Below are 12,186 nucleotides of genomic sequence, written 5' to 3'. Positions count from 1 at the left end.
CCTACCTCTTACCAGTACGCTGACTTTAGTGAAAGCGACTTTCAAGACTTCTCTGGGCTTGTCCCTGACGGCGACCAGGGACAGCCTCCCATCCGGCTCGATCCAGGCCTCTACGAGGTCGGTTCTAGGCTGGTAATTGACCGGCTGGAGACCAGTTGGCCGGTGGACCATTAACGCGCCGTCACTCTTGACTACGACCACTCTCTCCCCTGCGGAAAGCCTCGTGTAGCCCCTACCCTCGTACTCGACCTCGCACTCGCCAATGAGGAGGAGCACCTCCTTAGACCTAATAGCGTCGATGACTTCTCTCAACGCGGACTCCAAGTCTGGCTCTTTAATCGCCTTTATCAATCCAGGCAACCAGAATAGACTATCGTGAGTGTGCTTATTTAAGTGGTTCAGATGAAAGTGCGGCTCATAGGCTTCGATAGTATGGGAACCAGGGGTATGGCAACGTTTATCGACGTGAACGGCGTCACGATATTCGTTGACCCCGGCGCTAACCTGGCGCCTCGCAGATTTGGTCTACCGCCACACGAGGTCGAGCTGGAAGCCCTAGAGAGGGCTTTACACGAAATAAGAAGTCTAATGCTAGAAGCGGAGTACGTCGTCGTGAGCCATTACCACAGAGACCACTTCTTGTATAGGAGAGGCGAGGAGGACCTCTACACCGGCAAGGTTGTTCTAGCAAAAGACTTCACGAGGAATATCAACTTCAGCCAAAGAGCGAGGGCGTACAGTCTGTTCGTTACGAGAGGGGTTTCAAGCAAGGTCAGAGGCCTCGAGATCGCCGACGGCAGGTCTTTCAGGATCGATCGAGACCTAACCATAGAGTTCTCGCCTCCACTTCCACACGGGTCGGAGAACACGAGACTAGGTTACTTGGTCTACACAGTTATAAGAGCGGGCGGGAAAGTCCTTGTACACGCGAGCGACGCGCAGGGCCCGATGTCCAACGCGGGTGTCGAGTTCCTAAAAAAGGCGAGGCCCGACGTTCTAATTATTAGCGGGCCCCCCACCTATTTGAGAGACCTGAAAACGCCCGAGCCCGAAATAGAGAAGGGCGTCCAGGGACTGCTCGAAGTGGCCTCCTCATTGCCGGATGAGTCCACGATCATAGTTGACCACCACCTCCTCAGAGACCTTGACTACAGGTGGGTTTTTGAGACGGTAGAGAGAGCATTATCGTTGAGAGGCGTGCGTGTCAGGCTAACAACGGCCGCAGAGTACATGAACCAACCCGTTAACCAGCTTGAAGCGAGGAGGAGGGAGCTATGGGGTCGCCGATAATAGTGATTGAACACCTCGAGGAAGCCCTGAGCCCGTGGCTGATCTTGGAGTACAGGCACGCCAGTGCTATCGCTGGAAGGGAGAACTTGGTCTTCACGAACGTGCCCCCAAACTACACAAGACTGCTCAGCAGGTATGGAAGGGTCGTCAACGAGAGCGTGGTGAGACTGGTAAAGAGCGGCGTCCTAAAAGCGAGCGAGGTGATCATACTGGACCCCAGAGCGTCTCGAAGAATCGAATACGAGGACTTCCTACGCGCTCGGTACTTCGTAGTGGGCGGTATCCTCGGCGATCACCCGCCCCGGGGGAGAACTTATACCTATATTACGTCAAAGCTCCCCGAATGCGAGGCTAGAAACATTGGTGAGCAACAGTTCAGCATAGACGGCACTGTTTACTACATCATGTATTTGTTCAGGAACAGGGGGCTTACGGGGCTGGGGTTCGTCGACGGCGTCACCGTGGAAACCGACCACGGCTATGTGTACCTCCCATACCGCTACCCGCTAGTTGAAGGCAGGCCTCTCCTGGCGCCCGGGCTGGAGTACTACATTAGGTACAGACGTCTACCCCCAGAGATCGTGGAGGAGATATACGGTGAGGGGTCTAGAGAAAAGTAGCATGGATGTCATAGACGTGTATGTTGCGGCCAGGCTCTACAACGACATGCTCAAGGACTGCTACCTCGACAACTTCTACAGGGTTCAGTTCTACTGGTTGGCGAAGGTCAGGTGCAGGGAGGGTGTGGTGAACATTAAGCTGGAACCGGGCGTTAGGTTCCACCTGTCAAATATAGTGCCCTCTGAAAAGAAGGTAGACCCCCTCGCAATATTCGTGAGGAAGCACCTCGACAACGTCAAGGTCCTCGGTGTCAGACAGGTTGGTTGGGAGAGGGTACTAAGAGTAGAGCTCGCCAAGGGGTCTGAAAAGTACAGCATGTTTATTGAGCTTCTACCGCGAGGCGTTGTCGTAATAGCGAACTCCGAGGAGAAGATCTTGTTCGCATCTAGACAAATGGAGCTCAGGGACAGAGTTATAAAGCGCGGGGTAAGGTACCAACCCCCTCCAGCACGAGGGCTACCCCCCACCTCCGAGAAGCTCGTGGAGGTCCTCCTAGAGCACGACACCCTAATCAAGGGGTTGACCCGTGGTTGGGGGCTACCAGGCTACGTCGCCGAAGAACTCGCTTTCAGGGCCGGGCTATTCGAGCTGAAAAGCGCGAAGCCCGCGGACATCGCGCGCAAGGACCTCGAGAACCTAGCCGGGTTGTACAACGAGGTAGTAAAAGAGGCCGAGAACGGCAACGGCTTCCTGGTCTACGCCGCGTCTGATGAGCCCCTCCTGTTCACATCATTCAAGCCAAGCGTCCTCATTGAGGAGTACGGACTGAGCGTCAAAGCCTTAGACTTCAACGCTGCTGTAGACACGTTCTTCGGACACTACGAGAGGAGGGTTGCTAGAGAGACTACGTTGAGGAAAGTAGGCGAGAAGGCGGCCGAACTAAAGAGGGCCATAGAAGAAATACAGCAACACATCTCGGCTTTCCAAAAAGACTTAGATGAGTACAGGAGCATTCTGAACACCATTTACGAAAACTACGCTCTAGTCGAGCAGGCACTCCTTTGCGCCCAAGAAGTCAGAAGGACTATCGGCTGGGAGTCGGTACCAGAGAGGTGTAGCGGGGTCGAGTCCTACCAAGCGGACAAGGGGTTGGTCCTCGTAAAAGTCGGGGACTCAACCGTGTGGCTTGACATAAGGCTAGACCTCAAAGGAAACGTCATCGAGATTAAAAAGAGGATCGGCGAGTTGGAGAGGAAGCTCGAGACAGCTATGAACAAAAAGCGTGAAATGGAGGATCAGCTGAAACGAATAGGCGAGGCGCCGCTGGAGGAGCCCAGACTTGTGATAAGGCCTAGAGAGTGGTACGAGAGGTTTCACTGGACGATTACGAGCAACGGGTTCCTGGCTATAGGTGGGCGCGACGCCGACCAGAACGAGACGTTGTACAGGAAGTACATGGAGGAGAGCGACATATTCCTCCACGCCGATGTACACGGGGCACCGGTGGTTGTAGTGAAGGCCCGCGGCAGGGACGTGCCCGAGACCGATATACGCGAAGCAGCGTACCTGACCGCCTGCTACTCTAAAGCTTGGAGGGCTGGCCTAGCGTCCGTAGATGTGTTCTGGGTGAGGGGGGGACAGGTCTCCAAGTCGCCCCCGAGCGGGGAGTACCTGCCAAAGGGCTCGTTCATGGTCTACGGTAAAAGAAACTACCTGAGCATACCCCTCGAGTTGGCGCTGGGGGTCGAGAAGGTTGAGAGTAGCGTCTACGGGGTCTACTACAGGCTGTTCACGGGCCCTGAGGACCTCGTCAAGCGCAGGACCGTCTCATACGTGGTTCTGAGGCCGTCCGACCAGCCTGTCGAGACTGTTGCGAAGGAAGTCTACGGTTTGATCGTGAAGGGGCTGGCCAGCGAGTTTATCTCGGTCAACGACATAATTGAGCGTCTGCCGGGCCCCTCCGTAGTAGTGAAAACTGTCAAGACTTGAGGTTAATCATAGTTAATTATAAAATCTTCGGTTCTATTAATTAAGGAAACAACCTGGGCTATTGGTGATTGAAGTGGCGAGAAACATAGTCGTTGAAGCGATAAAATTTCAAAGCGTCAGGGACATGCGTGTAGAGCTAGTTGAAAGGAAGGGGTTGGGGCACCCCGACTATATAGCGGACTCGGCTAGCGAAGTTGCCTCGAGGGCTCTCTGCCAGTACTACTTAAAGGAGTTCGGGACGATCCTACACCACAACCTTGACAAAACACTGCTCGTGGGCGGTCAGGCCAACCCCCGTTTCGGTGGAGGCGAGGTCATCGAACCGATCTACATTATTGTGGCCGGTAGAGCCACTACGGAGGTTAGAACCGAGAGCGGCGTCGAGAGAGTGCCGTTTGGCAGTATCATCGTCAAGGCGGTTAGGGACTGGATTAGAGAGAACATGAGGTATCTAGACCCGGACTCGCACGTAGTAGTAGACTACATGGTCAGGAAGGGGAGCGCCGACCTCGTCGCCGTGTTCGAGGCGGGTAAACGAAGTGTACCCCTGGCCAACGACACCAGTATCGGGGTCGGCTTCTACCCGCTTACACCACTAGAGCAGCTAGTCCGCGAGACCGAGAGGCTTCTCAACTCTCGCGATTACAAGAAAAAGCTCCCAGCCGTGGGTGAGGACATCAAGGTGATGGGTCTAAGGGTGGACAAGAAGGTGAGACTGACCATAGCCGTCGCGTTCATCGACAGCCAGGTCAAGGACGTCGGCGAGTACTTGAACTACAAGCAACAGGTAGCCGAGGACGTCTTGGACCTGGCGTCGAAAGTCATGCCGGATTACAACGTGGAGGTACACGTCAACACAGCAGACATGCCCGAAAGAGGCGTAGTGTACCTAACCGTTACGGGGACTAGCGCCGAGCACGGGGACGACGGGGCTACAGGCCGTGGCAATAGGGCTAACGGGCTGATAACGCCTATGAGGCCGATCAGCTTGGAGGCCACGGCTGGCAAGAACCCGGTTAACCACGTCGGCAAGATATACAACGTGTTGGCGGAGATCCTCGCGAAGAAAATATACGAGGTGTCTAGCGATTACGTGAAAGACGTCTACGTGGAGATCTTGAGCCAGATAGGTAAGCCCATAGACAGCCCCCAAGTAGTCAGCGTTAAGATGATCCCGCTAGACTTCTCCAAGACCGACTTGCCCTCTCACATAGTTAGCGAGATCGAGGGTGTTGTTAACAACGAGCTAGACAACATCAGGGACATCACGAAGCTGATACTCGAGGGTAAAGTTACACTATATTGATCTGTCGAAGCGCTTGACACCGAGTTTTTTCATGCGCTCGGCTTGATACTCCTCAATGAGTTTGAGCACGCGATTAAGCTCGTCCTCTCTCTCCTGTTTCTCGATGTCGCTCCAAAGCTTCTGGCCTTCGCTAATGACCCTCTTCTCGACTATAACCACGTCGTTGAACTCCACGACAGGATTGTACTCTATAATTGCTGCCGGCGTGTAGCTAATACCCTTCTTACGGGTCAAGACGACTATCTTGTTCGACTTCAAGTACTTGAGAGTCTCCTCATCCAACACCCCGACCTCGTCCACGAAGACGACGGGCTGTGGTGGAGTGACTTTTAGCGCGTCAGGGAGTTTTCTAAACCTTGGGACAACTAGCAAGTTGCCCTCGGACACCTCCTTGAGGGCTTTAGACAACCTGTTCAGCGTCTCGGCCAGCTCGTTGATCTTCCTCTCCTTGTCCTCAACGCTCTTCCTCAGCTCGCCGATCTCGTTTGTCAGCATGTAAATCCTTCTCTCGCACTCCTCGTCCCACTTTTTACTCCTTAAGAGCTTTAATTCGAGCTCGAGGTCCCTTAGAGCCTCCTCTTTCTCGGCTAGCTTGTTCTCCAGGGACTTTACTAGGGCCTCCAATTCTACGAGTCTCTGTTTCAACGCTAGAGTGTCGCTTGGCTCCTGTGCTCCTTGTCGCTCGATAAGGGCTACCGGCTTGGCGGGTGCCGAGGATTTCTTGAGCTCTATCTCGATGTACTTCTCTATCACTTCGTTTACAGGTCTTCCCTTCAAGATGTCCCTCAGTATGTAGGGTAGGCTGTTCTTGAATCTATAGTGTCTCGCGTACCTCCTCACCACTAATAGCTTATCCGAGATCATGTTCAACGCCTTGTAAGCGGCCGCCACCGCGTCTTTGACGTGAGAGTCTTTTAGCTCCAGGTCCTTGTTCAGACTGACGGCTTTCTCGAGTAGCCTTTGTTTCTCGCTCGCCTCCAGGTCCCTGGGAGGCGATATAAGAACCGAGCCCGTCTGGGCCGCGATCTTCTCGACGAGGTCTGGTGGGCTGTTAACGTCGCTGGTGACCACAACGGGTATACCGTACTCAGATATGATGTTTACTATAGCGGACCTGTCTATACCCCTGTAGGACGAGGCGTGTAGGACCCTACCATCGAGGTCTATAATGGCCAAGCCCGTGGTCATGCCAGGGTCTATTCCAACGATTACGGGCCTGATCGGGGTTTCCTTGTCCTCCTCCCCGACGAAGACGTCCGCTAGGGGTTTTATTACTACTTTCACCCCCTTGCTCTTAATAGGTCTCACCAGCCCATACAACTCATCGCGCGGAGCGTAGACTATGAAGACGCTCCTCTCTAGACCCCCCTTACTCCTCCTGATATACAGGTCGTAGTCCAACCCTTTCTCGTCGAGCACCTTCTTTATGTCCTTCGTAACCGAGAGTATCCCGGCCCTAATACTCCTTAGATACCTGTTCAGGCTCATACCACCGTGGCTTACACTTCTACCCCGTGTAACAACGATTTTCGTCTTCGTGACGCGCCTCCCGATCTTGAGACCCACACCTCTACTAGCGGCATACGCTATTATGCGAGCTGAGGACAGCGGGTCTGAGGTGTTCAGGTCGTCTAGGCCTAAACTCCTCTTGATCTCCTCGAGGCTCCTGAATCCTTCTACCCCAGCCGTGACCTGTACGATCTCCGTGGATTCCGGGAGCATTTCGAAGAGCTTTAGTAGGCTCTTTTTATCGGGCGCGAGCTCGTAGATGTTGTCGACGGCGACGATCGCCTTCCCGCACTCCCACGCGAGCCTAATTATTTTACCGAGAGTCGCGTCTCTCAGTTCCTGTTTGACCTCGTTGTTCCTCAGAACGACGACCGAGTACTTAGCCGCTTGAGTGGACGAGGGTGAGTGACCTGGCTGAATGTCCACGCCTATTACGCATACGTCCTCCGAGCCCCTGTTAGTTGGACCACCGTACTGGGACAAAATGCCAGCCCTTGGAGCACTGTCAGCCAACAAACATGCAAGTATTTCACGCCTTATTTAATAATTCCCGAAGTCTCGTACCACTTCCCTTCGAGGTTAGGCCGTGATATACCTAACGACTTCGTCCGGGTCCCTGCCGACGCCGTACACTTTGCCGAAGAACCGCAGTATGTACTTGACATCCCTGCTGAGTAGAGGGAGGGCGTTGGGCTCCTCCTTGTACACGTATTGAGGCCAGTCGATGATGTATGGCCTCTCTTCATTTTTTGACACGATTATGTTGTACTCGCTCAGATCCCCGTGGACGATGCCTACTTTCGAATAAGCTATCTTCAGCGTCTCGAAGATCTGCTCCAAGACCTTCAATGGGTCTCTAAGCGGCGGCCTGCGGAACAGCTCGACTCCGTCGATGAACTCCATTACTGTCGCGTGCCTGTTGAAGCCATAGGGCCTGGGCACGTTCGCCTTGTTGCTATAGAGGTCGACCAGCGCCTTGTACTCTCTCTCGGCCGCGACCTTGGACTGCTCAAACCACGTGGTTGTCGGCGACTGGGCCCAGCTCCTCAGAAGTCTCGTCCTCCTAAAGCTGGAGCGGCCGATCCTCAAGAACTTTATAACCAGTACTTCTCCACTGGGTGACATGGCTTTGTACAAGTCGCTTTCCTTACCGACGCCCACCTTATCACCTATGGCGGATATAATGTTCTGGTCAACGAGACTCTTCAACGCTAGCATATCGAGGGCCAGGTACGTCAGCCTAAAAGACCTGGAGGACCCCGTCAAAGCCGACTTTACTAGTTTGAGCTTGTGGAGCTTGTACAGCACAAGCGAGACTTTCTCCTCGTATAACCTGGTCTCCCTGACGATGTCTTCTAGCGGGATGAGGTCCCGCCTCTTTGAGAGCCTCTCCATCGCCCTGAGAACCTTGAAGTCGTCCTCGTTCAACGATCTATAGATGAGGCCGAGACTAGGCATCGGGAGTTGTCCTCGCTACTTCGTCTAGGGCGTCCAGGAACCTGCCGATCAAATGCTCGTTGAAGTGGGGCATTACCACGACTCTCAACCCGCGGATGCTGGGCGCCTTGTAGACAAACAGGCCTCTCTCGGCCAGGTGCCCAAGGAGAGCCAGGCTGTCCACCCACCTATGCCTGAAGGCCACAATGGTTGTTTGAGGCTTGACAACCTCGAATCCGCGTAGTGAACTAATCCTTTCGTAGAGGTCTGCGGCCACTCTATACGCCCATAGCGCCCTCTCCCTTAGACGTTCTACTCCCACCGCTTTGACGACAGCCCAGATGCCTGCTAGGCTACCTCCGGGTCTGGTCCCCAGTATGCCGCACGTCCTCCCCGAGAGCGTGTAGGAGTATTCGAAGCAGCTCTTATCCAGGTACTCGTCGCTAGAGAACAGTATGAGCCCGGCCGGTGGGGGGACCGCCGCGAACTTGTGGAAGTCAACCGCGATGCTCGAGACACCCGGGTAGAAGTAGACGTTGTCTCTAAGAAGCCCCTTCTCGTACAGGAACGGTACGATCAATCCCCCGTAAGCCGCGTCGACGTGTAGGTAGACGCCGTGCTCTGAAGCTATTTTGGCCACCTCTCTCAGCGGGTCCACCAGACCTAGCTCCGTGGTGCCTGCCGTCACAACGATCGCGAAGGGTTTGTGAACTCGGACGTAGTCCTCGAGTAGCCCTGGGTCGACTGGTTTGTTCCCTGTCGGGACTTTCACGAGTTTACAGCCTAATAGCCTGCAACCCTTCTCTACAGACAAGTGGACAGTGTCGGGGGCTAGAACAACGCTACTCCCCTTCCCGTGGAGTTCCCTCGCGACAAAGAGCGCCACTATATTGGACTCGGTAGCGCCAGCCGTGACGTAGCCTTTGCCAGACCCATACAAAGCGGCCGCGAATTCGAGGACTTCCCTGTACATGTCTTTGAGAGGCGGGAAGAGCTCGATGTCCGCCAGGTTCGTGTGCGAAAAAACGCTGAACGCGTGAAGTGCTAAGGGGTCTGGCGGAGTGGTCATCGAGCCAAGTATCGATGACTCGTGTCTAGGGGTCTTGCTACTTAGGACGTAGAGATCCCTCAGTAGACCGGCTACTCTTTTCTCTTTGAGGGTCGTCATTAACTCTCACTTTAAGAACTTGGACTCGAACTCTTTCAAGTACTTAACGCTGGCTGTCAAGTCTATGAATAGCTGTCTCGCCCTCCTCACCTCTTCGACCCCTACCTGCTCCTTACCGTTCTCGCCGGCTATTATATAGGCGGGCTCCAGGAGCTGGACAGCGTACCTCAAGCTCGTCTCGGTAGCGAGCTTGACCAGCTCCTCTAGAGCTTCGTCGGTCAGCTTGATGTCCTCCTCCTCGGCTCTAATCTTGATTATCTCCCTCATTTCTTCAGGGGTGTAAGGTCTCGTTGGTATTATCAACAACCTGTCGAGGAGGTCTAGGGGGATGCCGTGCGGGGACTCGATGTCCGTACCCCTTATCTTGGCCATCCCTCTGTTGGTCGCTAGGATGATCAAGGGGGAGAACTCGCTCTCCATCGCCCTTGTCAAGAAGCTGAAAGCCTCGATATCGAGCATGTGGGCATCGTCTATGAACAAGACTCCGGGGACTATCTCGCCCTTATTGCTCTCGATCCACTTCCTAACCGTCTCGTCGACCTCTTTCCTAACCTCCGGCGGTATCTCCTTCTCGAAGGCGAAACCAAAGAAGCTTATCAACGCCCTCTGGGAGGCAACGATCGTGTCCAGCTCATGTAGCGTAAGGGTCCTGACTATCTCTTTCTCCTTCTTGACCGGGCCGCGAGGTATCTCGACAAGCCTCTTGGTCTCCACGTCGTACGTCTTCGCCTCAGCGAAGTCCTTCGCCTTGCCCTCCCTGAAGACCCTGCCTGTCTCTGCGTCGATCCATATCACGTCACCCTTTCTAACCCCCATCTCGATTATCTGCTCGGTTATCTCCTCGCCGACCGTGAGCGGGACTTCCTCGTCCTTTGTCGCTAGTACTATGCGCGCTTCACGGGGTATAGTGAGGTAGGGTGCCATGGGGTGCCTTACTCTCTTGACTTTGATGTCCTTGACAACGCCTTCGTAGACAAGCCTTCTCTCCCTTATCCTCACGCCTAGAGACCTGCGTAGAGCCTCCATGAGTATTTCCGTCTTTTTCTTCTCGCTGCTGTAAATCTCGCTACCGCTCATTGCAACAAACGGTGTATCTTCGCCGAGCTCTCTCGCGATCGCGATAGCCAGCGCCGTCTTGCCGGTACCAGGAGGACCGACGAAGAGGATGCCCCTGCCGCTCATCCTGCCCGACTTGACTATTTGTACTATTATGCCTGCTGCCTCCCTAGCTTCTCTCTGCCCCACCAACCCGTCCGCAACAGGTAAGGCCCTACCTTTCTCGTCCAGTCCCAGCCCCCTTATGTGGCTGTGGGTACTGATCCTGGCCCTCCTCCTGATAGTCTCCACTTTAATCTCTGGCATGGCTCACACCTCCTATCACACTAGGTAGCGCAAAACCCGCAATCAATACTTTACTATAATTAGAAGTGGTCGTTTTATTCCTTGTAGCTATCGAGTAGGGCTCTAATCCTCCTCGTTATCTCATCACTCGAGAACCCTGTGGCCCTCAACGCGTTGATCTTGTAGAGCAGCAGGTCCTTGCCTATCTCTCCATAGTTTCTCGCGAACAGCTTTAAGACCTCCTCGTCGACCTCCACGCTACCGGCGTCTACGAAGACCAGATACTCCTTTAGGAGCATGTAGCTGGAGACAAGCCTTGGGAATGCGCCTCCCCCAGACCTGGCCGCCTCGAAAAGCACCAGGTACGTAGCGTTGGTGACCACGATCAATGCGTAGAGAGTGATCGTGAGGGCGTCATACCCTTGTTCAAACGAGGTGGAAAGCCCCAACAGCCCGCCTGATATGTCCAACAGGTATGAAGACGTCGCAGACAAAGCGAAGAGGGGTACTGCGATAGCCCCCAGTATGAACGAGAGTAGCGGGACGAATAGACCGGAACTCGCGTAGCATAGGAGAAACGCTATTGAGGACAGCACAACAGGGGCGGCGAATTGTAATCTCTGTAACCTGCTGCTTCTGAGAGCACGAGCATACGTCTCCTCTAGGGTGTTCCCAAGGTCTCTCAACAGGGACGCAACGGTGATGCTGTCGAAGCCCCTTTCGACGGCGTAGGCTAATTGCGTCAACCTGTAGAGGAGAAGGTAGGCCCCAAAAGAAACCTCGCGGTTCAAAACGTATAGTTGGAGTCCACTAAGCCTATCATACATTTCCTTGACTCTGTCGACCTCGCTTCTGAGACTCGGGTTATTCGACGCTACCGTCTCTAGGACCCGTGCCACATCTAGTCTTTCCAGTTCTCCTCTTACCTCCCCCAAACCTGACCATCACGCAACTGTTTTTCTCACTAGACTATTAGAGATGACGTATCGGCTCAAATACTTCGCCGGTACAATGTTGCGACTCAATTTTATAGGCCGTGATAACGTAATAGGTACAAGGCGGGTGTGGCTAGTGTCCAAACCGCAGCAACCACAAACCTCCAAGAGCAAGGAGCTAAAGATCGTTACAAGGCATGTTGTGACGTTAAGCGACGTCGAGAAAAGCCCTAGGCTAATAAAGCTCCTATACATCACCTCCCTGTTCAAGGACATAAGCGAAAAAGCACTGATACACCTCCTTTACCATATGCGGCAAAACGGGTACGACCTCGGCTACAACTTCGTCGTCATAGGCCAGACCCCGACGAGCAAGGACTTATCAAGCGACCTCTCAGTTCTCAAGTACCTCGGCTTACTTGAGGTAAACGAGAAGAAAAAACTGTCTGTAAGTAGCCTAGGCAGGGAGTTCCTAGGGAAACACCTTGAGACAACCCTTAAGAACGACAAGGAGACCATAGAGAAGCTCGTCAACGAGCTTAAGACCAAAATCGCCCCTATCGATACGGAAGTCGAGATCAAGGTCAAGAGAAGGGCGTCCAAAGCATAACTAGGAGCTCGAAACCTCTGATTCAAGTAATGCTATATTT

10 protein-coding genes and 1 pseudogene are annotated in these 12,186 nt (G+C 53.9%); 5 read left to right on the top strand and 6 right to left on the bottom strand.

Annotated elements, in window-relative coordinates; translation table 11 throughout:
• Positions 1–351: pseudogene (locus tag ACP5VX_RS02790) on the bottom strand (endonuclease NucS); the annotation flags it as partial.
• 51 nt (positions 352–402) lie between these two features.
• On the opposite strand from ACP5VX_RS02790, the gene ACP5VX_RS02785 reads away from it, so the two are divergent.
• The 4 genes from ACP5VX_RS02785 (at position 403) to ACP5VX_RS02770 (ending at position 5,146) form a co-directional block, all read left to right on the top strand.
• Positions 403–1,290, top strand: a complete 888-nt coding sequence (locus ACP5VX_RS02785) for an MBL fold metallo-hydrolase (RefSeq protein ID WP_428724382.1) — start codon at positions 403–405, stop codon at positions 1,288–1,290.
• Positions 1,275–1,910 carry a hypothetical protein gene (locus ACP5VX_RS02780; RefSeq protein WP_428724381.1) on the top strand — a complete coding sequence of 212 codons (636 nt, stop codon included), beginning with the start codon at positions 1,275–1,277 and terminating at the stop codon, positions 1,908–1,910. Before ACP5VX_RS02785 ends, ACP5VX_RS02780 begins: the two co-directional genes overlap by 16 nt.
• Positions 1,888–3,840 (top strand): ribosome rescue protein RqcH, encoded by a 1,953-nt coding sequence (gene rqcH / locus ACP5VX_RS02775; RefSeq protein ID WP_428724380.1) that lies wholly within the window; start codon positions 1,888–1,890, stop codon positions 3,838–3,840. The genes ACP5VX_RS02780 and rqcH overlap by 23 nt, the downstream gene beginning before the upstream one ends.
• A 73-nt stretch (positions 3,841–3,913) precedes the next feature.
• Positions 3,914–5,146: a methionine adenosyltransferase gene (locus ACP5VX_RS02770; RefSeq protein WP_428724379.1), complete on the top strand. Its 1,233-nt coding sequence runs from the start codon at positions 3,914–3,916 to the stop codon at positions 5,144–5,146.
• Here ACP5VX_RS02770 and ACP5VX_RS02765 read toward each other — a convergent pair.
• The 5 genes from ACP5VX_RS02765 to ACP5VX_RS02745 form a co-directional block, all read right to left on the bottom strand.
• A complete protein-coding gene (locus ACP5VX_RS02765; protein ID WP_428724378.1) occupies positions 5,138–7,138 on the bottom strand; it encodes a DUF460 domain-containing protein in 2,001 nt (666 codons plus the stop codon). The two genes, ACP5VX_RS02770 and ACP5VX_RS02765, sit on opposite strands and share 9 nt — an antisense overlap.
• A 96-nt stretch (positions 7,139–7,234) precedes the next feature.
• Positions 7,235–8,113 (bottom strand): RIO1 family regulatory kinase/ATPase, encoded by an 879-nt coding sequence (locus ACP5VX_RS02760; RefSeq protein ID WP_428724377.1) that lies wholly within the window; start codon positions 8,111–8,113, stop codon positions 7,235–7,237.
• Positions 8,106–9,260: an aminotransferase class V-fold PLP-dependent enzyme gene (locus ACP5VX_RS02755; protein WP_428724376.1), complete on the bottom strand. Its 1,155-nt coding sequence runs from the start codon at positions 9,258–9,260 to the stop codon at positions 8,106–8,108. Before ACP5VX_RS02755 ends, ACP5VX_RS02760 begins: the two co-directional genes overlap by 8 nt.
• Before the next feature lie 6 nt (positions 9,261–9,266).
• Complete coding sequence (locus tag ACP5VX_RS02750; protein WP_428724375.1) at positions 9,267–10,622, bottom strand: RuvB-like helicase; 1,356 nt, start codon at positions 10,620–10,622, stop codon at positions 9,267–9,269.
• 74 nt (positions 10,623–10,696) lie between these two features.
• Entirely contained in the window at positions 10,697–11,536 is an 840-nt protein-coding gene (locus ACP5VX_RS02745; RefSeq protein ID WP_428724374.1) for a hypothetical protein, read from the bottom strand.
• A 136-nt stretch (positions 11,537–11,672) separates the two neighbouring features.
• On the opposite strand from ACP5VX_RS02745, the gene ACP5VX_RS02740 reads away from it, so the two are divergent.
• Positions 11,673–12,146 (top strand): hypothetical protein, encoded by a 474-nt coding sequence (locus ACP5VX_RS02740; RefSeq protein WP_428724373.1) that lies wholly within the window; start codon positions 11,673–11,675, stop codon positions 12,144–12,146.
• Positions 12,147–12,186: the final 40 nt, after the last annotated feature.

The sequence above is a fragment of the Thermogladius sp. genome, from assembly GCF_049970955.1.
Classification (GTDB): Archaea; Thermoproteota; Thermoprotei_A; order Sulfolobales; family Desulfurococcaceae; genus Thermogladius.
Note: the sequence above shows the minus strand (reverse complement) of the source record. Positions and strands in the feature narration are given on the sequence as shown.